Origin of the sequence: Sagittula sp. MA-2 (assembly GCF_030126985.1) — a bacterium.
Lineage (GTDB): Bacteria > Pseudomonadota > Alphaproteobacteria > Rhodobacterales > Rhodobacteraceae > Sagittula.
The window spans coordinates 16,162-40,849 of the sequence record NZ_CP126147.1 but is presented as its reverse complement, the minus strand read 5'-3'; the positions used below and the strand labels follow the sequence as shown (position 1 = coordinate 40,849).

General features: G+C 66.9%; 23 protein-coding genes. 14 read left to right on the top strand and 9 right to left on the bottom strand.

Annotated features, from left to right (window positions below):
• The first annotated feature begins 78 nt into the window (after window positions 1-78).
• Window positions 79-1,008, top strand: coding sequence for a LysR family transcriptional regulator (locus QNI11_RS23155; protein ID WP_283983663.1), 930 nt, complete (start codon window positions 79-81; stop codon window positions 1,006-1,008).
• Here QNI11_RS23155 and QNI11_RS23150 read toward each other — a convergent pair.
• The 9 genes from QNI11_RS23150 to QNI11_RS23110 all read right to left on the bottom strand — a co-directional run bounded on the left by QNI11_RS23150 (window position 992) and on the right by QNI11_RS23110 (window position 11,668).
• Window positions 992-2,374 (bottom strand): lyase family protein, encoded by a 1,383-nt coding sequence (locus tag QNI11_RS23150; protein WP_283983662.1) that lies wholly within the window; start codon window positions 2,372-2,374, stop codon window positions 992-994. The two genes, QNI11_RS23155 and QNI11_RS23150, sit on opposite strands and share 17 nt — an antisense overlap.
• Window positions 2,371-4,197, bottom strand: coding sequence for an ABC transporter ATP-binding protein (locus QNI11_RS23145; protein WP_283983661.1), 1,827 nt, complete (start codon window positions 4,195-4,197; stop codon window positions 2,371-2,373). The genes QNI11_RS23150 and QNI11_RS23145 overlap by 4 nt, the downstream gene beginning before the upstream one ends.
• The gene (locus tag QNI11_RS23140; protein ID WP_283983660.1) at window positions 4,194-5,111 is read right to left on the bottom strand and encodes an ABC transporter permease; all 918 of its coding nucleotides are present in this window, start codon (window positions 5,109-5,111) and stop codon (window positions 4,194-4,196) included. The genes QNI11_RS23145 and QNI11_RS23140 overlap by 4 nt, the downstream gene beginning before the upstream one ends.
• The gene (locus tag QNI11_RS23135) at window positions 5,108-6,025 is read right to left on the bottom strand and encodes an ABC transporter permease (protein WP_283983659.1); all 918 of its coding nucleotides are present in this window, start codon (window positions 6,023-6,025) and stop codon (window positions 5,108-5,110) included. The genes QNI11_RS23140 and QNI11_RS23135 overlap by 4 nt, the downstream gene beginning before the upstream one ends.
• Before the next feature lie 56 nt (window positions 6,026-6,081).
• Window positions 6,082-7,554, bottom strand: a complete 1,473-nt coding sequence (locus QNI11_RS23130; protein WP_283983658.1) for an ABC transporter substrate-binding protein — start codon at window positions 7,552-7,554, stop codon at window positions 6,082-6,084.
• A 361-nt stretch (window positions 7,555-7,915) separates the two neighbouring features.
• Complete coding sequence (gene nagA / locus QNI11_RS23125) at window positions 7,916-9,022, bottom strand: N-acetylglucosamine-6-phosphate deacetylase (protein WP_283983657.1); 1,107 nt, start codon at window positions 9,020-9,022, stop codon at window positions 7,916-7,918.
• Window positions 9,022-10,047: an SIS domain-containing protein gene (locus tag QNI11_RS23120; RefSeq protein ID WP_283983656.1), complete on the bottom strand. Its 1,026-nt coding sequence runs from the start codon at window positions 10,045-10,047 to the stop codon at window positions 9,022-9,024. The genes nagA and QNI11_RS23120 overlap by 1 nt, the downstream gene beginning before the upstream one ends.
• The gene (locus tag QNI11_RS23115) at window positions 10,044-10,808 is read right to left on the bottom strand and encodes a GntR family transcriptional regulator (protein WP_100931501.1); all 765 of its coding nucleotides are present in this window, start codon (window positions 10,806-10,808) and stop codon (window positions 10,044-10,046) included. The genes QNI11_RS23120 and QNI11_RS23115 overlap by 4 nt, the downstream gene beginning before the upstream one ends.
• Window positions 10,805-11,668 (bottom strand): BadF/BadG/BcrA/BcrD ATPase family protein, encoded by an 864-nt coding sequence (locus QNI11_RS23110; protein ID WP_157815111.1) that lies wholly within the window; start codon window positions 11,666-11,668, stop codon window positions 10,805-10,807. The genes QNI11_RS23115 and QNI11_RS23110 overlap by 4 nt, the downstream gene beginning before the upstream one ends.
• Before the next feature lie 163 nt (window positions 11,669-11,831).
• Here QNI11_RS23110 and QNI11_RS23105 point away from each other — a divergent pair, with 163 nt between their 5' ends.
• The 13 genes from QNI11_RS23105 (at window position 11,832) to QNI11_RS23045 (ending at window position 24,548) form a co-directional block, all read left to right on the top strand.
• On the top strand, window positions 11,832-12,698 hold the full coding sequence (locus tag QNI11_RS23105; RefSeq protein WP_283983655.1) for an N-acetylmuramic acid 6-phosphate etherase: 867 nt from the start codon (window positions 11,832-11,834) through the stop codon (window positions 12,696-12,698).
• Between the two features lie 34 nt (window positions 12,699-12,732).
• On the top strand, window positions 12,733-13,980 hold the full coding sequence (locus QNI11_RS23100) for an ABC transporter substrate-binding protein (protein WP_100931504.1): 1,248 nt from the start codon (window positions 12,733-12,735) through the stop codon (window positions 13,978-13,980).
• A gap of 96 nt (window positions 13,981-14,076) precedes the next feature.
• Entirely contained in the window at window positions 14,077-14,985 is a 909-nt protein-coding gene (locus QNI11_RS23095; RefSeq protein WP_100931505.1) for a carbohydrate ABC transporter permease, read from the top strand.
• Window positions 14,986-14,995: 10 nt separating this feature from the next.
• Window positions 14,996-15,832 (top strand): carbohydrate ABC transporter permease, encoded by an 837-nt coding sequence (locus QNI11_RS23090; RefSeq protein ID WP_283983654.1) that lies wholly within the window; start codon window positions 14,996-14,998, stop codon window positions 15,830-15,832.
• Window positions 15,829-16,851, top strand: coding sequence for a Gfo/Idh/MocA family protein (locus QNI11_RS23085; RefSeq protein WP_283983653.1), 1,023 nt, complete (start codon window positions 15,829-15,831; stop codon window positions 16,849-16,851). The genes QNI11_RS23090 and QNI11_RS23085 overlap by 4 nt, the downstream gene beginning before the upstream one ends.
• The gene (locus QNI11_RS23080; RefSeq protein WP_283983652.1) at window positions 16,848-17,840 is read left to right on the top strand and encodes an ABC transporter ATP-binding protein; all 993 of its coding nucleotides are present in this window, start codon (window positions 16,848-16,850) and stop codon (window positions 17,838-17,840) included. The genes QNI11_RS23085 and QNI11_RS23080 overlap by 4 nt, the downstream gene beginning before the upstream one ends.
• Window positions 17,837-18,295 carry a GNAT family N-acetyltransferase gene (locus QNI11_RS23075; RefSeq protein WP_283983651.1) on the top strand — a complete coding sequence of 153 codons (459 nt, stop codon included), beginning with the start codon at window positions 17,837-17,839 and terminating at the stop codon, window positions 18,293-18,295. Before QNI11_RS23080 ends, QNI11_RS23075 begins: the two co-directional genes overlap by 4 nt.
• Entirely contained in the window at window positions 18,292-19,341 is a 1,050-nt protein-coding gene (locus QNI11_RS23070; protein WP_283983650.1) for a dipeptidase, read from the top strand. The genes QNI11_RS23075 and QNI11_RS23070 overlap by 4 nt, the downstream gene beginning before the upstream one ends.
• A gap of 39 nt (window positions 19,342-19,380) precedes the next feature.
• Window positions 19,381-20,976, top strand: a complete 1,596-nt coding sequence (locus QNI11_RS23065) for an ABC transporter substrate-binding protein (RefSeq protein ID WP_283983649.1) — start codon at window positions 19,381-19,383, stop codon at window positions 20,974-20,976.
• A gap of 32 nt (window positions 20,977-21,008) precedes the next feature.
• Window positions 21,009-22,031, top strand: coding sequence for an ABC transporter permease (locus QNI11_RS23060; RefSeq protein WP_198521933.1), 1,023 nt, complete (start codon window positions 21,009-21,011; stop codon window positions 22,029-22,031).
• Entirely contained in the window at window positions 22,028-22,939 is a 912-nt protein-coding gene (locus QNI11_RS23055; protein WP_100931512.1) for an ABC transporter permease, read from the top strand. Before QNI11_RS23060 ends, QNI11_RS23055 begins: the two co-directional genes overlap by 4 nt.
• A complete protein-coding gene (locus QNI11_RS23050) occupies window positions 22,936-23,799 on the top strand; it encodes an ABC transporter ATP-binding protein (protein WP_100931513.1) in 864 nt (287 codons plus the stop codon). The genes QNI11_RS23055 and QNI11_RS23050 overlap by 4 nt, the downstream gene beginning before the upstream one ends.
• On the top strand, window positions 23,796-24,548 hold the full coding sequence (locus tag QNI11_RS23045; protein ID WP_100931514.1) for an ABC transporter ATP-binding protein: 753 nt from the start codon (window positions 23,796-23,798) through the stop codon (window positions 24,546-24,548). Before QNI11_RS23050 ends, QNI11_RS23045 begins: the two co-directional genes overlap by 4 nt.
• Window positions 24,549-24,688 lie beyond the last annotated feature (140 nt).

Below are 24,688 nucleotides of genomic sequence, written 5' to 3'. Positions count from 1 at the left end.
AAGGTTAGCTTGCGGCCGCATTTGACAAAATTGCTGTCTTGATGCCTTCTGTTGCAAGAAACGCAACAGAAGGTGGCGATGAACCTGCGTGGCCTCCAGCTCTTTCGGGACATCGTGGTCACCGGCACCCTGTCGGAGGCTGCGAACAGATCGAACATGTCGCATTCGGCGGCCAGCCGTCTTCTGACGCAGCTCGAATACCAGCTCGGGCTGACCCTGTTCTCGCGGTCGCGCCGCGCGCTGGAACTCACCGAACACGGCACGCTGTTCTACCAGCAGATATCCAACACGCTCGACGGGCTGAAGGAGATCCCGCACATCGCGCGCGACATCGCGAGCCGGGGCAACCGGACCCTGTCCATCGTCGCGGCGGCGCCGCTGGCGAACGGGCTGGTGGTGCCGGCGCTGGCGCGGATCTACGCAGCCGCGGGCAACAGCAACTGCAACATCCAGGTCGAAAGCCGGTTCGCCATCGAGAGCAAGGTGGCCGCGGGCGGCTATGACGTGGGGCTGATCTCTCTTCCGGTGGAGAACGAGATCGTGCCGCTGGACATCGTCCCGATCCTGCGCGCGCGCCTGTGCATCCTGCTGCCCCGCGACCATCCGCTGGCAGAGCTGGAGGAAATCCCGGTGGATCGTCTGGCCGAAGAACCGTTCGTGACCCTGGCCGCAGGTCAGCGGTGGCGGGTGCGGCTCGATGAACTGATGGGCAGCGCCGGCTACAGGCCGCGGATCCTGTTCCAGACGGGCTCGACCGTTGTGACCATCGAAATGGTGCGCAGCGGCATCGGCCTGACCCTCAGCGATCTGGTCTTCTTCCCCGCCATCCTGCACGACCGCCATGTCCTGCGGCCGGTGGAAGGCGACAACTGGATCACCTACGCCGCGATCTTTGCCAAGGGATCGCGGCCCGTCCTGGCAGAGCCGTTCCTCGACGCGCTGAGCGACCACGTCGAGGAACAGCGCGCCACTTACCCGGCGGTGGCGGACCTCATGTACCTGATCTGACGAGGCCCAGCCGGTCCGCGATGGCGCGCGCCATGTCGGCCGCCTCCTTCGCGATGCGTTCGCTGTCTCCGCAGTACTCCGCGGGGTCGAGTGCCAGACGGATCTCGTCGCGCGTCAGATGGTCCGCGATGGCGGCATCCGATTGCAGGATTTCGACGACGCTCTCCCCGTCCGCCCGAGGTTTTCCAAGCGCGTGATGCACCATGTCGTGCGCCTTCGCGCGCCCGGTTCTGGGCGCCAGCTTCATCATCAGGTTCTCGGTCGCGATCCCGCCCTGGGTCAGGCGGGTGTTGCGCTCCATCCGGGCCACGTCGACAGAGGTACGCGACAGGAGGACATGGAAGCCTTCGGTCAGTTGCCAGGCCAGCGGCACGGCCCGGTCCAGCATCGACCCCAGCAACTGGTTGACCGCCGCGTCGCCCTCATGGCTCGTCCGCCCGGTTTCCAGTGCCATGGCCGACATGTTCCGCAGCTCGGCGGCTTCGGACAGGACGCGTACCACGAATTTAGGATTGATCTTGTGCGGCATGGTGGACGAGCCGACCGTGCCCTCCTCCAGCCGCTCGGCAAGCTCGCCCACTTCCTGCGTCATCAGCAGGTAGATTTCGCCCGCGATCCGCTCGATCGTCATGGCAAGCAGGCAAAGCTGGATGACATAATCCGCGAAAAGGTCGTTGACCGCGCGGCCGGGCACCAGCAGGTCGCGCAGCCCTAGCCGTTCGGCAAGACGGCGGTGCAGCTCCTGCCCCTCCGGCCCGTAGGCGTGGAAGGCGCCGACCGCGCCCCCGAACGGCAGCGAGAACAGCCGGTCCGCGCCGCCGTCCAGCCGCTGCACCGCCCGGCCCAGTTCCTCGATCCAGCCCGCGACCTTGAACCCGAAGGTGATCGGCAGCGCGTGCTGACGGTTGGTGCGGCCCGCCATCAGGGTCGTGGCGTGTTCGTCGGCCAGCCCGGCCAGCAGCCGCAGCGCCGTGGCGAGATTGGTCCGGATCGCCTCGTCCGCCTCGCGGATCAGCAGGATGCGGCCCGTCTGCATGACGTTCTGCGTCGTGGCGCCCCAATGCACGTAACTGCCCGCCTCACCGGCGGCCTCCGCCAGCAGCCTCGTGAGCGACATGACCGGCGCCATCGTCCGGCGGATGTGTCGTTCCAGAACATCGGCGCCGATCTGGTCGACGGTCGCGGCCTGCCGGATCTGCGTGGCCGCCCAGTCCGGGATCATCCCCATCTCGGCCTGGATCTCTGCCAGCGCGGCCTCCACGTCCAGCCAGGATTGCCAGAGCGATTCACGGGAAAACAGGGTCTGCGGGGTCAGCGCGCCACCGGGCCGTCCGCTGCACTCAAGACCGCTTACGGGCGAATTCATTGCACGTCCTCATGTTCCGGCGAGATGGCATCGAAGCGGGGCGCCGCGGCCACCAGCCGGCGCGTGTACGCGTTCGCAGGCGCGCGCAGGACCTGCCGCGCATCGCCCTCCTCGACCATCCGGCCATCGAGCATCACCACCACCCGGTCGGCGATCTGGTGCACCACGGCCATGTCGTGGGTGATGAACAGGTTGGTCAGCCCCATCTCGGCCTTCAGATCGTCGAGCAGGTTCAGGATCTGCGCCTGGATCGAGACGTCGAGCGCGGAGGTCGGCTCATCGCACACGAGGATCTCCGGCCTGGTGACAAGCGCCCGGGCAATCGCCACCCTCTGCCGCTGGCCGCCCGACAACTGCGAAGGGTAGGCGTGCAGCAATCGGCGCGGCAGCCCCACGAGGTCCAGCGCGTCGCGGACCTTCGCCTGACGTGTGGCCGCATCGTATTCCCCGGTCAGCTGCAGCGGCCAGGCGATGATATCCGCAAGCCGCCGCCGCGGGTTGAGCGAGGAATAGGGATCCTGGAACACCGGCTGGACGAACCGGGCGCGTTCCTGAGTGGAGAGGCTAGCGACCGGACGTCCCAGCATGAAGACCTCTCCCGAGGTCGGCTCGTCGAGGCCCAGCAGGATGCGCGCCAGCGTCGACTTCCCCGATCCACTTTCGCCGATGATGGCCAGCGTCTCGCCCTTGCGCAGCTCCACGGTAAGACCGTCCAGCGCCCTGATCTCTCGCATCGGGCCGAACATGCCCCGCCGCGACTGGTAGACCCGGGTGATGTTGCGCGCCGACAGCACCGCCTCGGCATCCGGCGCAGGCTTGGCCGCGCGCAACGGGGTCAGCGACGTCTCCACCGCGGGCGGCGTTTCCAGCACGCAGCGGCAGGTATGCCCGGCGTCATGCTCGCGCACCGGCGGGCGGTGCGCGGTGCAGGCGGCGTGGGCGTGTGCGCACCTGGGGGCAAAGATGCAGGCCTTCGGTTCCTCCATCACGGTCGACACCACCCCGGGGATCGCGCCGAGACGGCCGGGCGACCCCGAAAGCTGCGGGATCGCGTTCAGGAGCGACTGGGTGTACGGATGCGAAGGATTGCGCAGCACCGAATCCGCCGGCCCCTGTTCGACGATTTCGCCGCCGTACATGACCGCAACCGCATCGGTGCGCTGCGCGACCACTGCCAGGTCGTGCGAGATCAGGATCATGCCCATGTCACGCTCGCGCCGCAGATCGTCCAGCAGATCGAGAATCTGCGCCTGCACCGTCACGTCGAGCGCGGTCGTCGGCTCGTCCGCGATCAGCAGTTTCGGGTCGAGCATCAAAGTCATCGCGATCATCACACGCTGACGCTGGCCGCCCGACATCTGGTGCGGGTACTGCGACATCCGGCCCTCGGGGTCGGGAATGCCCACGCGGTCGAGCAGCGCAATCGCCTTCTTCCGCGCCTCGCCCGACGACATCAGCCCGCGATAGACCGCGGCCTCGGTCATCTGGCGCCCGATGGTGTAGACCGGATTGAGCGAGGTCATCGGCTCCTGGAAGATCATGCCGATGCCGGTGCCCGGGACCGTATGGGCGAACCGGCGGTCGTCGAGCGTCGCGAGGTCCAGACCGTCGAACCGAAGCACCTCAGCCTCGCAGGTTGCGCTGCGCGGCAGAAGCCGCATCAGCGCCAGCGCCGTCATGGACTTGCCCGACCCGCTTTCGCCGACGATGCCAAGCGACTCACCCTTCTCCAGCGTCAGGGTGGTGTCGCGCACCGCGCGTAGCCGGCCATGCGGCAGGCGGATGCTCACGTTCAGGTTGGCGATTTCGAGAAAGCTCGTCATTCGTTGCGCCCCTCCGGCGAAGTGATGTCCCGCAATCCGTCACCCATCAGGTTCGCCCCGATGACCAGCAGGAACAGGCAGATGCCGGGCAGCACCACCAGCCACGGGCGGAAGAACATGGATTGCTTGCCCTCGGCGATCATCAGGCCCCAGGAGGGCGTGGGCGGCTGGATGCCGACCCCGAGGAAGGACAGGCTCGATTCCGCGAGGATCGCGATGCCCAGTTCGAAGGTGAAGATCACGATGATCTGCGGCACGAGGTTGGGCAGGATCTCGTGCAGGATGATCTTCGGCGCGCTGGCCCCCGAAGAGGCCGCTGCCGCGACGAAATCGAGGTTGCGCAGCCGCTGCGTGGCCGAACGGGTGACCACCAGGTAATAGGTCCAGTGCAGCACGCCGACGATCCCGATCACCACCCAGATCGACGGGCCGATGATGAAGACCAGCGCCATGGCCAGCAGAAGACCCGGCAGCGCAAGCTGGGCGGTCAGCAGGAAGCTGATGGCGTGATCGACCCAGCCGCCGAAGTAACCGGCGAGCACCCCCGCCGTGACGCCGATCAGCAGCCCGATGCTGGCCGCGCCGATGCCGATGGTGATCGAGATGCGCGTGCCGTAGATCAGCCGGCTGAGATAGTCGCGCCCGTTCTGGTCCGTGCCCAGCAGGTACTCGGGCGATCCGCCCTCGCCCCAGAACGGCGGCAGCATCCGTGCCGAGAGGTTCTGCGCAAAGGGATCGTGCGGCGCCAGCAGCGGCGCGAAGATCGCGACCAGCGTCATCAGGGCGATGAGGCCCGCGCCGATCAGGAAGCCGGTGTGGCCGAACATCCTCTGGCGGAACACCTGGCCCGGGGAAAGGCCTTCGGCTTCGGGCCGGGTTTCGACGGCCGCGATTGAGATATCTGTGTCGGTCATCCGATTCTGATCCTCGGGTCGAGCGCCGCATTCAGGATGTCGGCGAGCAGGTTCATGGCTACGAAGACGATTGCGAAGACGAAGATCAGCATCTGCACTGTCGGGATGTCGGCCCCGAGGATGGATTCCAGCGCCAGCCGCCCCAGCCCGTTGATCGCAAAGATGCTCTCGGTGATGACCGAGCCTCCGAACTTCTGGCCCAGTTGCACCGCCAGCACCGAGATCACCGGCAGGATGGCGTTGCGCAGGGCATGCCGCCGCAGGAGCGTGGTGCCGCGAAAGCCCTTGGACCGGGCGGTGCGGATGTAGTCGGCGCTCATCACCTCGATCAGCCCGGTCCGTGTCAGCCGCATCACCGCGGGCACCGAGGAGGCGCCCAGAACGATCGCGGGCAGCACGAAGTGATACCAGGTGTTGTCGCCCGAGACCGGGAAGACGGGGATCATCACCGCGAAGAGGATGATCATGATCAGCCCAAGCCAGAAATTCGGGATGGCCTGCGCCGAGACCGCGACCCCCAGCGCCATCCGGTCGATCCACGAATTGGGGTTGAGACCGGCCAGCGCGCCCAGCGGAATGGCGATCACGATGGTGACCAGCAGCGCCGACAGCGCCAGCGTCAGCGTCTCGTCGGCGCGGTCGGCGACCAGCTCGGCCACCGGCTTGTGCCAGTAGTAGCTTTCGCCGAAGTCGCCGGTCGCCACCCCGGCCAGCCACGACACGTACCGCTCGTATATCGGCCGGTCGAGGCCGTAGCGGGCGCGGATCGTCTCGACGACGTCGGGCGTGGCATCCTCGCCCGCGATGGCCTGCGCGGGGTCAGAGGCGACGTTCAGCAGAAGGAACGCCGCAAGAGAGACCGTGAAGGCGACGAGGATCGCGAGCAGGCTCTTGAGTGCGATGTATTTGAGCATGTCTTATCGTGTCCTGCGGGAAGCGGGCGGGCGGTGGCCCGCTCGCGGTTCCGGTTTCATTTCCAGCTGGCCTGCTGCAGCCGGGGAAGGCCGTCGGGACTGAGCGGGAAATCGAGGTCAGAGGCGACGAGATAATTCGCCGTGTAGGACACCAGCGGCGCCCAGTAGGCCTGATCCGCGATCCGGCCCAGGGCCTCTGTATAGAAGGCCTTGCGCTCTTCAGGATCGGCGGTCTGCTCGGCGGCGGCGACCATCCCGGACAGTGCGTCATCGCCGGTCAGGTTGCGGTCAGAGTCGCCGAAGTGGATCTGCGCAATCGCCGCCGTGTCGGCGGTCCCGCCGGACCCCCACGTCCCGATGTAGGCCGCGATGTCGCGGGAAGCGCGCGCCTGGTTCAGGCTCTCCAGCTTCACGTAGCGCAGGTTGACGTCGATCCCCGCAGCCGCAAGATCGGAGGCAACCGCCTCTGCCACCGGTTTGTCGCGGTAGGCCCAGAGGTCGAGCGGAAAGCCATCGGGGTAGCCCGCCTCGGCCAGCAGCGCCTTTGCCTTTTCCGGGTCGTATTCGTAGCGCGTCACCGACTGGTCGCAGCCGAACTGCGCCGGGTGGCAGGCGGTGTGGATCGGTTCGGACGATCCGCCCATCAGGAACTCGGCGATCTCCGGCGTGTTGATCGCGTGATTGATCGCCTGGCGCACCTTCACGTCGGTCAGCGGCCCTTCGGGATCGGTCCAGCCAGCGGCATCCAGAACCACGAAGCCGACGCGAAGGTCCGGCCCGCTCAGGTACTCCACGGCCGGATGGGCGCCTGCTGCGGCGGCCACGTCCTCGGGCACCTTGAACATCCAGTCGATCCCGCCGGACATCAGCTCTGCCTGTTGGGTGCCGATGTCGGGAATGTTGCGTACCACGATGGTTTCTATGGCCGGAGCCTCGCCGAAGTAGCCGTCGAACCGTTTCAGGACCAGCTCGGTCCCGGGCTCGAAGCTTTCGACGCGGTAGGGGCCGGTCGCCACAAGGTCGCTCGACATGGCGTCGCGGTCGATCTCGCCGCCCGCGTCGTAGGTGCCGTCCTTGCGCAGCATGATCCGGCTGGCCATGTCGCGCAGCACAAGCGGATAGACGGACGTCATGTGGAACCGGACACGGTCCGGCGCCACGACCTCGGCGCTTTCCAGCCAGCGCTCCACCACGCCCGTCGCGTTCGCCTCGCTGTCGGGATCGCGCAGCCAGTTGTAGGTGTAGGCCACGTCCTCGGCGGTCAGCTTGCTGCCGTCATGAAACAGCACATCATCGCGCAAAATGACGTCGAGCGTGGTGTCATCGACCCATTCGAAACCCGAGGCGACGGACGGCTCCACGTCCTGTGTCTCGGGATCGAACTCGAACAGCTTGGCGTCGGTGAGCTGCGCAAGGATGATGTATTCGCGCTTGGTGGTGTAGTTGTAGTCGAGATTGAGAATTTCCTCGGCCATGGCGACGCGAAGGGTGTCGTCCTCCGGTCCCGCCCAGGCCGTTGCCCCAGCCATCGCCAGCACTCCGGCCATCGAACGGCAAAGCGTCCTTTTCGATATTCTGAACATGTGTCCTCCCCCAAAATCCTTGTCCGCCGCGCCGGAGCGCGTCTCCCGTCATCAGGTTATCCAATCGGCGGGATGACCAATATTGCAAATATCGGTCTGTTTGTTGCGTTTCTGACAAGATTCGCATGCTGGGAGGCAGCGAGGGCCGGGCAGCACGCCACAACCGGCGGCCGCGGGAAACCGGCGTCCTTGCGTCGAAAATCCATGGGGGTCGGCGGCACAGGCGCTGAGACGAGGGCACACATGGCCTCCGTCCGATCTTCAAGCACACCAAATCGGCACCCCGGCTACGAGGGTGCGATACCCGTCAGAGCGGGACGAAGCGCCCTTCGGGGTCCAGCCGGATGCCGTCGAAGCGGTCGCCCGGCTTGAAATGGCCCGCGTTTCCGGGGGTCTTGAGCAGCCGCGCCGGCAGGCAGGTGGCCATCGCCAGCGCCCGGATGCGCGGCACGCCGATCCCGTCCAGCACCTTCAGCGCGGTCGGCATGTCGAGGTCGGCCCCGGCAAGCGTCCCGTCCTCAAGCGTCAGCCGCCCCTCGCGGCGCAGCACGCGGCGCCCGTTCAGCACGTATTCGGTGATGTCGGAGCCCACCGGTGGCATGGCGTCGGTCACGAGGAACAGGGCCCCCTGCTCCTTGTGCGCGTTCAGCGCAATGCGCAGCGCGGCGGTGTGCACGTGGATGCCGTCGGCGATGATCCCGGCCGACACGTCGGGCCGGTCAAGGATCGCCCCCACCATGCCCGGCGCGCGGTTGCCCATCTGGCTCATCGCGTTGAACAGATGCGTGGCGCAGCGCACGCCCGCGTCGAAATAGGCGCAGGCGGTCTCGTAGCTGCAATCGGTATGCCCCAGCGACAGGATCACCCCGGCGCGCACCAGCCTGTGCACCATGTCGAGCGGCACGGATTCAGGTGCGATCGTCACCTTCAGGTTCGGCAGGCGGGCGGCGGCATCGGTCAGCACCGCGGCATCGGCCTCCGTCATCGGACGGATCAGGGCGGGGTCGTGCGCACCCTTTCGGGCCAGCGACAGGTGCGGCCCTTCGAGGTGGAGACCGACGATCCCCGGAACGCCCTGCGCCACCGCCTGCTCTACCGCGTCGGTGGCGGCGCGCACCTTGTCCGGCGTGTCGGTGATCAGCGTCGGCAGGATATGCGTGGTGCCGGTACGGGCGTGTGCCTCCGCGATGGTGCGCAGCCCCTCAACCGTGGTCTCTTCGTTGAACAGCACGCCACCGCCGCCGTTCACCTGCAGGTCGACGAACCCCGGCAGGATCGTCCCGTCGAGGCGTTCGGCCGCCGGCGCGTCCTTCAGCGGCACGATGGCCTTCAGCCGCCCGTCCTCCACCGCCAGCGCGTGTTCGGTCAGGTGGCGGACGCCGTCGAAGATCTCGGGGGCGTGCAGGTAGCGCATCACGTGGTCTCCGTCACCTTGCGCAGGTGGCGCGGCGCGTCGGGATTCACCCCGCGCGCCACGGCGACCTGTTCGACCATCGCGTAGAACGACGCGATCAACGAGATCGGATCGGTCAGCGGATGGCCCGTGCGCACCGCGGGCAGCGCCGTCGCGGTGGTTGCCTTGCGCGAGGTGGTAAAGACCTTCGCGCCCTTCGCGGCCACCTGTTCGGCCACGTCGATCAGCGCGCCCTGGGCCGCGTCCTGCACCGCCAGCGCGATCACCGGGAAGCCGCGCTCGACGATGCTGACCGGGCCGTGCAGCACCTCCGCCGAGGAATAGCTTTCCGCATGAAGCTGGCAGGTCTCCTTGAACTTCAGCGCCGCTTCGTTCGAGAAGGCAAAGACCGGCCCGCGCCCGAGGCAATAGAGCGCCTCCGCCGTTTGCAGCTCTGCGGCAAGCGGCGACCAGTCGGCGGAGACGGCCTCTGCCAGTGCCTGCGGCAAGCCATGGATCGCCGCCCTAAGCGCGTCGTCCTGCACCAGTTCCGCCAGCAGCCAGACGCCCGCGACCGCCGAGTTCACGAAGGTCTTCGTGGCCGCCACCGACAGCTCCGGCCCGGCGTGCAGCGCAAGCGCGTGGTCCGAGACCTCTGCCAGCCGGGAATCAAGGTGGTTGGTCAGCCCGACCGTCAGCGCGCCTTCCTCCTGCATCATCCGCACCATGGCGACGATGTCCGGGCTCATCCCCGATTGCGACACGGCAAGGCAGGCCGCGCCCTTTACCTTCAGCCGCGCCCCGTAGATCGAGGCGACCGACGGCCCGACAGAGGCCACGGGCAGCCCGGCGAGGATTTCGGCCACGTACTTGAAGTAGGTTGCGGCATGGTCCGAAGAGCCGCGCGCCACGGTGACGAAGAACGCCGGGTCGCGCGCGCGCAGCGCCTCTGCCGCGCCCCGGATCGCGTCGCCGCCACGGCTCAGCAGCCGCTCCACCGCGTCGGGGATTTCCAGCACTTCGCGCCGCATGTGGGTCTCGGTCATCGGTCTTCCTTTTGCAGGCGCAGTTCGGCGACGAAGGTATAGGCATCGCCGCGGTAGAGGGATTGGGTGAATTCGCAGACCCGCCCGGAGGCGAGGCTGGAGGTTCGTTCGATCCTCAGCCCGGCGCTTCCGGGCGCAAGGTCCAGCAAGGCGGCGTCCGGCCCGTCGACGATCACGGCGGTGATCTTCTGCAGCGCCACCACCGGCCGCGTGCCATGGGCGTCGAGCACGGCGTAAAGCGACTGGGTGACCTCCAGCGGGTTGGGCAGGATGTCGGTCGGCAGAGAGGCGCGCTCGATCGCCATCGGCGCACCGTCCGCCAGCCGCAACCGCGCGATCCGGGCGACGGAATCGCCCTCCTTCAGTGAAAGGGCCTCGACCTCTTCGGGGGTCGGCATGAAGAAGCCGCGCTCCAGCCATTGCACCGTGACGCTCATGCCGCGGCGGGCCATGTCCTCGGTGAAGGAGGTGAGGCGCGACAGGGTCTGGTTCACCTTCGCCGGGGTCGAAGCGACGAAGGACCCGGACCCCTGCCGCTGCACGATCCGGCCCTCGTCCACCAGCGACTGGATCGCCTTGCGGACGGTGACGCGGCTGAACTCGGTGATCGTGGCGATCTCACGTTCGGGCGGCAGCGGGCTGCCCGGGGCCAGAAGCCCGCCGTCCACGCCCTCGGACAGGCGGTTGCGGAGCTGCAGGTAGCGCGGCCCGGCCTCGGGCCTGTACCAGTCGTGCGGCTTCAGGAAGTCGACCACGCTCATGCCGGGATCCTCCGCGCCAGCGCCAGCGCTCCGTCGAGCGCGCTGCCCTTCGGGGCAATCAGCGTCAGGTCGTCTAGGTAGGGCGCGTAGTGCACCCCCACCCCGCCGGTCAGGCACAGCGGTTCGCCCGCGCGGTGCCCCAGCCCGTCGAGCGCGAACCGCAGGAAGGTCGCGCCCTGCCACATCAGCGACAGGCCCGCGCTGTCCCCGGCCTTCGCGGCCTCCACGATGCGCGGGGCATAGGCGGCGTAATCATGTGCAAAGGCGCGGCGGCCAAAGGCGACGAGGCCCGGCGGCCCGCCGATCTCGTCCAGCACGGCGCGCGCCAGCGGCGACTCCGCCACCAGCCCGTCGCTCACGTGCAGAGCCAGTTTCATCAGCTCGTGCCCCAGCCACGCGCCCGACGCCTGATCCGAAAGCTGGAAGCCCCAGCCGCCGACACTGCGTGAGACGCCCCCGGCCTGCCGGGCAAAGAAGCTGCCGGTGCCGATGGCGGCCAGCGCCCCGTCCTGTGGCCCGAGCGCACCGGCGAGCATGGTGTCGCTGTCCTCGGTCACGGTGACCCGCCGCAGCGGCAGCGCGGCGGCCACGCGGTCGCCCACCTCCGCCGAGATCACCCCCGCCAGCCCCGCATGCGCGGGCACCTCCGCCAGATCGGCAACCGTCACGCCCGCACCGACACAGGCAATGTCGAGCGCCGCGCAAAGGTGACGAACCGTGCCGTCGAAATCGGTGGTGGCATTGGCAGGCCCGCCCTCGCCACGACCGAGGATGGCGCCGGAGGCATCGCAGATCGCCACGCGACAGCCGCTTCCGCCGCCGTCCAGTCCGATCGCAAAGGGTGTGGGTGCCTCTGTCATGGCGCAAGCAATACCACGAGGCTGCGCGCATGGGAACACCAAAACAATACCAATAGCCGCAAATTTGCGCCGGACAGGACCAATTGAAAAGAGTTCTTGCTTAAAGGTATTGTTTAGGTATGGTCTTGAGAAACTGCCACCCGACTCACCGAAGGCTGCCGCCATGACCTCCATCGACGCCCTGCGCCCTGATGCGGCCTTGCGCACCATGCTGGATGCGCAGACCGACGCCGCGCGTGCCGTCGGGAACGCCCTGCCGGGGATCGAGGAGGCCGCGCACCGCATGGCCGACACCCTGCGCAACGGCGGGACCGTGGTCTATGCCGCCGCCGGAAGCTCGGGCCTGATGGCGCTGGCGGATGCCTGCGAATTGCCCGGCACCTACGGCATCGACCCGGCGCAGGTGCGCATCGTCATGGCGGGCGGCATCCCCACCGACGCGCGGATGCCCGGCCATACCGAAGATGACACCTCGGAGGCGGAAACCGTCGCTGCCGCCATGTCGCCCGGCGACCTGCTGATCGCCATCTCCGCCTCCGGCACGACCCCGCAGGCCCTCGCGATGACCCGCGCCGCGCAGACGAGGGGGATCGCCACGGTCGGCGTCGCCAACATGCCGGGCAGCCCGCTCCTGACCCTCGCGGACACGGCCATCGCTGTGCCCACCCCGCCCGAGGTGGTCGAGGGGTCGACCCGCCTTGGCGCGGGCACCGCGCAGAAGATCGCGCTCAACATGATCTCGACCCTCGCGGGGGTGCTGCTGGGCCATGTCCATGACGGCATGATGGTCAACCTGCGCCCTGACAACATCAAGCTGCGCGCCCGGGCCGAAACCATCGTCGCCCGCATCGCAGCGGTCCCCGCCGACGCCGCCCGCGCCGCGCTGGAGGCCACCGGATACAACGTGAAACCCGCCGTCCTCGTGGCGCTGGGGCACGATCCCGAAGACGCCCGCCGCATCCTCGATGCCAGCGGGCAGGTCCTGCGGCAGGCGCTGCAGGCAGAGACACCGAAAACCAGAAGAGCCTGAAACAGGGCCTTTTCCAACAAGGAGAGAAAGACACATGACCAAGACACTCAAAGGCGCCCTTCTGCTGAGCGTGCTGGGCACCGGCGCATGGGCCCAGGACGTCACGCTGACCATCGAGAGCTGGCGCAACGACGACCTGACGATCTGGCAGGACGAGATCATCCCGGCCTTCGAGGCCGAGCATCCCGGCATCAAGCTGAACTTCACCCCCTCCGCCCCGGCGGAATACAACGCCATCCTGAATTCCAAGCTGGACGCAGGGTCGGCGGGCGACATCATCACCTGCCGCCCGTTCGACGCCTCTCTCGCGCTGTACGAAGGCGGCAAGCTGGCCGACCTGTCCGACCTCGAAGGCATGGCGAACTTCTCCGACGTGGCTAAATCCGCATGGATCACCGACGACGGCGAACACCCCTTCTGCGTTCCGATGGGCGCCGTGATCCACGGCTTCATCTACAACAAGGAGATCTTCGAGGAACTGGGCCTCGAAGAGCCGACCACCGTGGCGGAATTCTACGACGTCTTGGACAAGATCAAGGAAGACGGCACCTACATCCCGATGGCGATGGGCACCAACGACCAGTGGGAAGCCGCGACCATGGGCTACCAGAACATCGGCCCGACCTACTGGAAGGGCGAGGAAGGCCGGAACGCGCTGATCGCCGGCGACGCAAAGCTGAACGACCCGCAGTTCACCGAGGTCTTCTCCGAGCTGGCAAAGTGGGGCGACTATCTGGGCGACGGTTTCGAGGCACAGACCTACCCCGACAGCCAGAACGTCTTTACCCTGGGCCGCGCGGCGATCTACCCGGCGGGTTCGTGGGAAGTGTCGGGCTTCAACAACCTCGCCGAGTTCGAGATGGGGGCCTTCCCGCCGCCGGTCGTGGCCGAGGGCGACACCTGCTACATCTCCGACCACACCGACATTGGCATCGGCATGAACGCCGCGACCGAGCACCCGGAAGAGGCAAAGACCTTCCTGAACTGGGTGGCGTCGCCGGAATTCTCCAAGATCTTCGCCAACGCGCTGCCGGGCTTCTACCCGCTGGCCTCCGACCCGGTAGAGATCACCGACCCGCTGGCGGCCGAGTTCGCAAGCTGGCGTGACGAGTGCGAAAGCACGATCCGGTCCTCCTACCAGATCCTGTCGCGCGGCACGCCTAACCTCGAGAACGAGCTGTGGAATGCCTCCGCTGCCGTGATCAAGGGCACGGAGACCCCGGAAGAGGCGGCCAACCGCCTGCAGGAAGGCCTGGCCTCCTGGTACGAGAACCAGCAGTAAGCTGACCTCCGGCCGGGCGTCCCTTCGCCCGGCCACCTCCGACCCGCCGGGCGTCTGCCGCCCGATCCTTTCCCCCGACAGACGAGGTGAAAGCCCATGGGCCGCATCCGATGGCATGTCGTCGTGTTCCTCGCCCCCGCGGTGCTGGTCTACACGGCCGTGATGATCTTCCCGCTGTTCGACACCCTGCGCCTCGCGCTGTTCAACACCGAGGAAAAGGCGCGCGTCTTCGTCGGGCTCGCCAACTTCAGGCGCCTGTTCCTCGACCCGAACTGGTCCGAACAGTTCTGGAACGCGCTGGCGAACAACTTCTGGTTCTTCCTGATCCACATGCTGGTGCAGAACCCCATCGGCATAGCACTGGCGGCGCTCCTGTCCTCGCCGAAACTGCGGTTCGCCGCCCTCTACCGCACCGCGATCTTCGTCCCCACCATCCTCAGCTTCGTCATCGTGGGCTTCGCGTGGAAGCTGATCCTGTCGCCGATCTGGGGCATCGCGCCGTCGATGCTGGACGCCATCGGGCTCAAGTCGCTGTTCGCGCCGTGGCTGGGCAAGGAGGAATACGCCCTGACCACGCTGGCGCTGATCTCCGTCTGGCAGTTCGTCGGCATCCCGATGATGCTGATCTACGCCGCCCTCCTGTCGATCCCCGAGGAAATCCTCGAGGCAGGCGAGGTCGACGGCATCACCGGCCTCTCGGCCTTCTGGAAGATCAAGCTGCCGCTGATCCTGCCGTCGATCGGCATCATCTCGATCCTGACCTTCGTGGGCAACTTCAACGCCTTCGACCTGATCTATGCCGCGCAGGGCGCGCTGGCGGGGCCGGATTTCTCCACCGACATCCTCGGCACCTTCATGTACCGCACCTTCTTCGGCTTCCAGTTGCAGCTGGGCGACCCCTACATGGGCTCTGCCATCGCCTCCGCAATGTTCGGGATCATCCTGATCGGGGTCTGCATCTACCTCTTCGGCATCCAGCGGCGCCTGCGCCACTACCAGTTCTGAGGGGAAGGTCATGTCCACACGCCGCGTCACCCCGAACCTCTTCGCCATGCACGGCGCGCTGATCCTCTACGTGCTGATCGCGCTGTTCCCGGTCTTCGTGATCGTGGTAAACAGCTTCAAGAGCCGCCGCGCCATCTTCCGCGAACCGCTGGCCCTGCCCAACGGCGAGAGCTTCTCGCTCGTGGGATACGAGACGGTGCTGAAGCAGGGCGACTTCTTCCTCTATTTCCAGAACTCCTTCGTCGTCACCGTCGCCTCGCTGTTCTTCATCCTGCTCTTCGGGGCCATGGCGGCCTTCGCGCTGGCCGAGTACCGCTTCAAGGGCAGCACCATCATGGCGCTCTACCTCGCGCTGGGGATCATGATCCCGATCCGGATCGGCACCGTCGCGATCCTGGAAATGATGGTCTCGACCGGGCTGGTGAACACGCTGTGGGCGCTGATCCTCGTCTACACCGCGCAGGGCCTGCCCCTCGCCGTCTTCATCCTGTCGGAGTTCATGAAGGGCGTCTCCGACGACCTCAAGAACGCCGGCCGCATCGACGGGCTCAGCGAATACGCGATCTTCTTCCGCCTCGTGCTGCCGCTGGTCCGCCCGGCGCTCGCCACGGTGGCGGTGTTCAACATGATCCCGATCTGGAACGACCTTTGGTTCCCGCTGATCCTCGCCCCGGCGGAAGAGGTGAAGACCCTCACGCTCGGCAGCCAGGTCTTCATCGGGCAGTTCGTGACCGACTGGAACGCGGTGCTCTCCGCACTCTCCATGGCGATCCTGCCGGTCATGGTCCTTTACGTCATCTTCTCGCGGCAACTGATCCGCGGCATCACCTCGGGGGCCGTCAAATGAAGGTACTCATCGCCGGTCTCGGCAACATGGGCTTCTCCCATGCCATGGCCCATCACACCCATCCCGAAAGCGAGATCGTCGGCATCGTCAAGCGCTCGCCCGACGCCGATCCCCGCCTGCCCTACCCGGTCTTCACCGACTTCCACGCCGCCCTCGCAGCGACGCAGCCGGATCTCGTGGTCGTCGCCACCTACACCGACACGCATGCCGAATACGCCATCGCCGCGATGGAGGCCGGTGCCCATGTCTTCGTCGAGAAACCGCTGGCGCTGACCGTCACCGACGCCCGCCGCGTGACCGAGACGGCAGCCCGTCTGAACCGCAAGCTGGTCGTGGGCTACATCCTGCGGCACCACCCCTCGTGGATGCGGCTGATCGACGAGGCGAAGGCGCTTGGCGGCCCCTACGTGTTCCGGCTGAACCTCAACCAGCAGTCCGAGGGCGCGACGTGGGAAACCCACAAGGCGCTGATGCAGACCACCTCTCCCATCGTCGACTGCGGCGTGCACTACGTTGACGTGATGTGCCAGATCTGCGGCTCGCGCCCCGTGCAGGTCACCGGCATCGGCCTGCGCCTCTCGGACGAGATCCCAGAGGATATGTACAACTACGGCCAGCTACAGGTCCGGTTCGAGGACGGCTCCGTCGGCTGGTACGAGGCCGGCTGGGGCCCGATGATGTCTGAAACCGCCTTCTTCGTGAAGGACGTGGTCAGCCCGAACGGCGCCGTCTCGATCAAGGACGCGGACAAGGGCGACAGCGATTCCGTCGACGGCCACACCCGTGTCGGCGCCCTGCTGATGCACCGCCCCGGCGACGACCGCCTCATCGACCTGCCCGACGAACCCGGCCACCAGGAGCTGTGCGATGCCGAGCAGGCCTTCCTGATCGAGGCCATCCGCAACGACACCGACCTCACCCGCCACATGCAGGAGGCGGTGGACAGCCTTGCCATCTGCCTCGCCGCCGACCTCTCCATCCGCACCGGCCAACCCGTCAGACCGGGAGACGTGACATGACCGCCCTGATCCTCGAAAACGTCAACAAGTCCTTCGGCAAGACCCACGTCCTGAAGGACATCAACCTGACCGTGGAGGATGGCGAGTTCGTCGTCTTCGTCGGCCCTTCCGGCTGCGGCAAGTCCACCCTCCTGCGCGTCATCGCCGGTCTGGAAGAAGCCACCTCCGGCACCGTCTCCATCGGCGGCGAGCAGGTGAACGGCACACCCCCCGCCAAGCGCGGCATCGCCATGGTCTTCCAGAGCTACGCGCTTTATCCGCACCTGAGCGTCAAGGACAACATGGGGCTGGGGCTGAAGCAGGACGGCGCGCCGAAAGACAAGGTCGCGCAGCAGGTCGCCAAGGCGGCGAAGATGCTGGATCTCGAACCGTACCTGTCGCGCCGCCCCGCCGAACTGTCGGGCGGCCAGCGCCAGCGCGTCGCGATCGGTCGTGCCATCGTGCGCGACCCGCGCCTGTTCCTCTTCGACGAACCGCTCTCGAACCTCGACGCGGCGCTCCGGATGAACACCCGGGTCGAGATCGCCGCCCTGCATCGCACCCTCGCCGCCTCGATGATCTACGTCACCCACGACCAGATCGAGGCGATGACCCTCGCCGACCGCATCGTCGTGCTGCGCGATGGCCGGGTCGAGCAGGTAGGCTCCCCCATGGAGCTCTACAACAACCCCGCCAACCGCTTCGTCGCGGGTTTCCTCGGCGCGCCGTCGATGAACTTCGTCGAGAACGCGCCGGGCCTGAACGCGGGCGAGGTGCTGGGCGTGCGCCCCGAATACCTGCGCCCCGATCCCGCCGGACGGCTGAAGGGCACCGTCACCCACGTCGAACGGCTGGGCGGTGACACCAACCTTCTGGTGCGCGCCCCGGACGGCCAGACCTTCACCGTGCGCCTCTTCGGGCAGGACCTGACGGAGGTGGGCGAGGACGTGGCCTTCGACTATGACGACGCCCGAACCTTCCGCTTCGACGCGGAGGGCCGCCGCCTGTGACCCTGACGATCCGCCCCGCCACCCGCACCGACCTCCCTGCCCTGATCGCGCTCTACGCCGACGACGGGCTGGGAAAGAACCGGGACGGGGGCGCGGTGGACGACGCCTACCTCTCGGCCTTCGCGGCGATCGACGGCGACCCAAACCACATACTCGCCGTGGGCGAAGCGGGTGGAGAGATCGTCGCCACCCTCCTTCTCTCCTTCCTGCCCGGCCTCTCCCGCCACGGCGCATGGCGCGCCCAGATCGAGGCGATGCGCGTCTCCTCCGCGCGGCGCGGGCAGGGCCTTGGCCGGATGATGCTCGATTGGGCGGTCGCGGAAGCGCAAAGCCGGAATTGTCGCCTCGTGCAGTTGACCTCCGACCGCCAAAGGGACGACGCTCACCGCTTCTACGAGCGTGCGGGCTTCACGCCCTCGCACCTCGGTTTCAAAAAGATACTGGAGACAGAATGACCAACTTCCCGGTCTTCGACGGCCATAACGATCTGGTGCTGCGCCTCTTGCGCGGCGACGTCACGGCGCAAGGGGTGGCCGAGGGCCTCGACAGCGGCCACATCGACAAGCCCCGCGCGGTCAAGGGCGGCTTCGGCGGCGGCTTCTTCGCGATCTTCGTCCCCTCCCCCGGCAACAAGGCCGTGCGCTACGAGGAGATGGTCAAGCCGGAATACGACATCCCCCTCCCCGATCCCGTGCCGGAGGACGAGGCGCTCGACTGGACGACCCGCGGCTTCGACGCGCTCGACGACCTCGCCGCGGCCGGGGCCGTGACGCTCTGCCGGACCGCCGACGACATCGCCGGGGCCCTGCCCAAACCCGAAATGGCCGCCGTTGCCCACATCGAGGGCGCGGAGGCCGTGGACCGCGACTTCGCCCGCCTGCACGAATGGCACGCGCGCGGCCTGCGCTCCCTCGGGCCGGTCTGGAGCAGGCCGACCGTCTGGGGCCACGGCGTCCCCTTCCGCTTCCCCTCCTCGCCCGACACCGGCCCCGGCCTCACCGACGCGGGCAAGGCGCTGGTGCGCGAGTGCAATTCGTTGAAGATCATGATCGACCTCTCGCACCTGAACGAGAAGGGCATGGACGACGTGGCCGCGATCACCGACGCGCCGTTGGTCGCCACGCATTCCAACGCCCACGCCATCACGCCGCATGCCCGCAACCTCACCGACCGGCAGCTTCACATGATCCGTGAAAGTGACGGAATGGTGGGCATCAACTTCGCAAGCGCCTTTCTCAGGCCCGACGGCCGCATGGAGTCGGACTTCGGGCTTGACATAGTGCTCCGACATTTTGACCATTTGGTCGAAACTCTGGGCGAGGATCGCGTCGGCCTGGGATCGGACTTCGACGGCGCACTCGTGCCTGACCCGATCCGCGACATCGCAGGGCTGCCCAATCTTGTGGCGGCGCTGAAGGACCACGGTGTCGACGACGATCTGATGGCCAGGGTGACACACAGGAACTGGTTGCGCGTTCTGCGCAAGACATGGGGTGAGTGACCGGTAACCAAACAAAAAACACAACAGGGAGTAACTAAAATGAAGACCAACTTCACAGCGGCCGTGGTGGCCGCAATCGTGGCCTTGGGCACTGCTGCCCCGGTCATGGCGGAAACCCCGCCGAACATGCTGGTGATCGCCAACCGCATCGACGACATCAAGACCTTCGACCCGGCGGAAAGCTTCGAGTTCGCAGGCGCCGACGTGTCGCGCAACGTCTACGAAAAGCTGGTGAACTTCGATCCGCTCGACCTCGACGCGGGCTACCAGCCGCAGCTTGCCGAAAGCTGGGAGATCTCCGAGGACGGCAAGACCGTCACCTTCACCATGGCCGAGGGGCATGTCTTTTCCTCCGGCAACCCGGTGACCGCCAAGGACGCCGAGTTCTCGCTCCGCCGTGCGGTGCTGCTGGACAAGACGCCCGCGTTCATCCTGACGCAATTCGGTTTCACCGCCGACAACGTCGAGGAAACCATCAAGGCGACCGACGACAAGACGCTCGTCCTGACGCTGGACAAGCCCTACGCGCTGTCCTTCGTGCTGAACTGCCTGACCGCAACCATCGGCGGCATCGTCGACATGGAAACCGCCATGGCCAACGAGGTCGACGGTGACATGGGCAGCGACTGGCTGCGCACCAACACCGCCGGCTCCGGTCCCTACAAGGTCGTGGACTGGAAACCGAACGAGAGCGTCCTGATGGACCTCAACCCGAACTACCACGGCGACAAGCCGGCGATGGAGCGGGTGATCGTCCAGCACATCCAGGAATCCGCCACCCAGCGGCTTCAGCTGGAACGCGGCGACATCGATGTGGCGCGCAACCTCTCGCCCGAAGACGTGGCAGGCCTCGCCGATGTCGAGGGCGTCAAGGTCGTCGACGAACTGCGCGGCCGCCTGATGTACTGGTCCGCGAACCAGAAGGTCGAGATGCTGGCAGACCCGAAGGTGCTCGAGGCGCTGAAACTCGCCGTCGACTACGACGGCATGTCCGGCTCCTTCCTGAAGGGCCAGTACACCGTGCACCAGGCCTTCCTGCCGCTGACCTTCCTCGGCGCGCTCGAGGAAAAGCCCTACGGCTTCGACATGGACGCCGCCAAGGCTGCGATGGCCGAATCGGGCTTCCCGGACTGCGGACCGATCGAGATCTCCGTGCGCGACGCGCAGGAACGTCTCGACATCGCGCAGTCGCTGCAGAACACCTGGGGCCAGCTCGGCTGCGAAGTCGAACTGATCGTCGGCACCGGTGCGCAGACGCTCGACCGCTACCGCGCGCGCGAGCATGACATCTACGTCGGCGCATGGGGCCCGGACTATCCGGACCCGAACACCAACGCCGGCACCTTCGCGCTGAACCCAGACAACGCCGACGAGGCCGGCAACACCGGCTACCTCGCGTGGCGCAACGCCTGGGATCCGGGCGCGATGAACGAAAAGACGCTGGCCGCCGTCGTCGAGAACGACACCGACGCGCGCCGCGAGATGTACCTGGAGCTTCAGCGCGAGCACCAGCAGGTCAGCCCCTTCGGCATGATGTTCCAGCAGATCGAACAGAACGGCATGGGCGAAAGCGTCGAGAACTTCGTCGCCGGCGGCGCGACCACCGCGGTCTCCTACTGGGTCATCACCAAGTAATGACCGACAGCACCACTGGAGAAGGACGGCAGATGCCGTCCTTCCCCCCATGGGCCAAGAAGACCCTGGGGACCGTAGCCACCGTTGCCGCGACCATCCTCGGTCTGCTCTTCGTGACCTTCATGATCGGCCGGGTGATGCCGATCGACCCCGTTCTGGCCGTCATCGGCGAACGGGCGACACAGGCGCAATACGACGCCACCTTTCTTGAACTCGGCCTCGACAAGCCGCTGCTGGTGCAGTTCGGCATCTACGTCAACGACGTGCTGCACGGCGACCTCGGCCGCTCCATCCGCACCGGGCAGGAAGTCACCACCGACATCGCCCGCGTCTTCCCCGCCACGCTGGAACTCGCCACGCTCGGCACGCTGATCGGCGTCGTCCTCGGCGTGCCGCTGGGGGTCATCGCCGCCGTCAAGCGCGGAAGCTGGATCGACCAGCTCGCCCGGTTCGTCGGCCTCATCGGGTATTCGATGCCGATCTTCTGGCTGGGCCTCGTGGGGCTCCTGGTGTTCTACGGCATCCTCGGCTGGGTCGCGGGCCCCGGACGGCTGGGCATCTTCTATCAGGGCATCGTCGAACCGATCACCGGGATGCTGCTGGTCGATTCCGCGCTGCGCGGCGAATGGACCGTCTTCAGGGACGCCTTCTCGCACATCATCCTGCCCGCCTCGCTGCTGGGTTACTACTCCATGGCCTACATCAGCCGCATGACCCGCTCCTTCATGCTGGAGCAGCTGAATTCCGAATACGTGACCACCGCCCGGGTAAAAGGCCTGTCGGAACGACAGGTCATCTGGGGCCACGCCTTCCGCAACATCCGCATCCAGCTGGTGACGGTGATCGCGCTGGCCTACGCCAACCTGCTCGAAGGCTCCGTCCTGACCGAAATCATCTTCGCATGGCCCGGCATCGGCCAGTACATCACCACCTCGCTACTCGCCAACGACATGAACTCCGTCCTCGGCGGCACCATCGTGATCGGCACCATCTTCGTGGGCATCAACATCTTCTCCGACCTGCTCTACCGCTTCTTCGATCCGAGGGCCAAATGACCGACACGTCCCTCCGCGCATGGCTCCTGAGCGAAGAGCCGACCTCCCGCCGGCAGGCCCGCTTCTCGGCGTGGTACAAGGGCTGGCTCACCTTCCGGTCGAACCCGCTGGCGATGCTGGGGCTGATCGTGCTCCTTGTGCTGATCCTCGCCGCGATCTTCGCCCCGCTGCTGGCGACCGACGATCCCTTTGCCCAGGACCTCGGTTCGCGCCTGCTGCCGCCGGGGGCAGAAGGCCATATCTTCGGCACCGACAGCCTCGGCCGCGACATCTACTCCCGCCTGCTCTACGGCGCGCGGATCTCGATCTACATCGTGCTGCTCGTGGCCATGGTGGCGCCGCTCGTCGGGCTGATCATGGGCACCGTCTCGGGCTATGCCGGAGGCTGGGTGGACGTGGTCCTGATGCGGATCACCGACATCTTCCTCGCCTTCCCGCGGCTGATCCTCGCGCTGGCCTTCGTCGCCGCCCTCGGCGCCGGGATCGAGAACGCGGTGCTCGCCATCTCGCTGACCGCCTGGCCGCCCTACGCCCGGATCGCCCGGGCCGAAACGCTGACCATCCGCAACTCCGATTACATCCACGCCGTCCGCCTGCAGGGCGCGGGGCCGTTCCGCATCGTGACGAAGCACATCTGGCCGCTCTGCATCTCGTCGCTGGTGATCCGGGTGACGCTCGACATGGCGGGCATCATCCTGACCGCCGCGGGGCTGGGCTTCCTCGGCCTCGGCGCGCAGCCACCGAGCCCCGAATGGGGCGCGATGATCTCCGAGGGGCGCAAGTACATCCTCGACTACTGGTGGGTCGCCACGATCCCCGGCATCGCGATCTTCGCCATCTCGCTCGCCTTCAACCTGCTGGGCGACGGGCTGCGCGACGTGCTCGACCCGAAGGAGGGCAACGCATGACCGAAGACCCCCTCCTCGACGTCGAAAACCTATGGGTGAAGTTCCGCACCCGCTCCGGCGTCTTCGACGCGGTGCGCGGCATCTCCTTCACGCTCGGCCGCGAACGGCTGGGCATCGTCGGCGAAAGCGGTTCGGGAAAGTCGATGACCGGCCGCGCCGTCCTGCGCCTGATCCAGCCGCCCGGCGAAGTCACCGCCGACCGTCTGTCCGTGCACGGCGAGGACATCCTGACCCTGCCCGACGCGCGCATGCGCCAGCTCCGCGGCGGACGGGTGTCCATGGTCATGCAGGACCCCAAGTTTTCGCTGAACCCGGTGATGCCCGTCGGCCAGCAACTGATCGAGGCGCTCCGCGCGCACGAAAAGGTGTCGAGGGCCGAAGCACGCAAACGCGCGCTCGACATGCTCGACGAGGTCGCCATCCGCGACCCCGCCCGGGTCATGGACCTCTACCCGCACGAGGTGTCGGGCGGCATGGGCCAGCGGATCATGATCGCCATGATGCTGCTGCCCAACCCGGAGATCCTGATCGCGGACGAACCGACCTCCGCGCTCGACGTCTCGGTGCAGCTTCAGGTGCTCGACATCATGGACAAGCTGGTGAAGGACCGCGGCATGGGCCTGATCTTCATCAGCCACGACCTGAACCTCGTGGCCAAGTTCTGCGACCGCATCGCGGTGATGTACGCCGGGCGGATCGTCGAGACCTGCAAGGCGTCCGAACTGCGCAACGCGCAACACCCATACACGCTGGGCCTCCTGAACTCCGTGCCCGACCTCGAACACCCGCGCGACAGGCTGGAGGTGCTGCAACGCGACCCGGCCTGGCGCGAAGCCCCCTCCGTGAGTGCCCGCATATGAGCGCCATCGACATCCGCCACCTCGACGTGTGGTTCGGCACCGGCGCGCAGCGCGCCGACGCCGTGAAGGACGTGAGCTTCGAAGTCGCCGACGGCGAAAGCTTCGGCCTCGTGGGCGAGAGCGGCTCCGGCAAGTCGACGATCCTGCGCGCCATCGCGGGCCTCGCACCCACATGGTCCGGCCACATGGCCGTCGCCGGGGAAACGCTGGGCCGGACCCGCAGCAAGGACTTCTACCGCAAGGTGCAGATGGTCTTCCAGGACCCCTACGCCTCGCTTCACCCGCGCCACACCGTCGACCGCGTCTTGTCCGAGGCGATGACCCTGCACGGCGTGCCCGACATCGACGCCCGCATCGGACGGCTGCTCGACGACGTGGGGCTCGGCGCCGGCTTCCGCTTCCGCTTCCCGCACCAGCTGTCTGGCGGCCAGCGCCAGCGCGTCGCCATCGCCCGCGCGCTCGCCTGCGACCCGGCGATCCTGCTGCTGGACGAGCCGACCTCCGCGCTCGACGTCTCCGTGCAGGCCGAGATCCTCAACCTGCTGGCCGACCTGCGCCGCGAACACGAACTGACCTACGTTATGGTCTCCCATGACCTCGGCGTGGTGGGCCACCTCTGCGAGCGCATCGCTGTCATGAAGGACGGCCGCTTCGTCGAGGTGCTGGGCGTGGACGAGATGCGGCGGCTGGAGGCGAAGGACCCCTACACCCGCCATCTGCTCGACAGCTCGGTGAACTCGGTGCGCTGAGGGGTTTCGCCTTGCTGACGCAAGGCGATCCGCCGGGGGCTCCGCCCCCGGACCGCCGGAGGTATTTGGACCAAGATGAAGGACAGGAGAGCGCCCTGCCCCTTCATCTTGGCTATAAATACCTGCCTCGGAACGCTTCA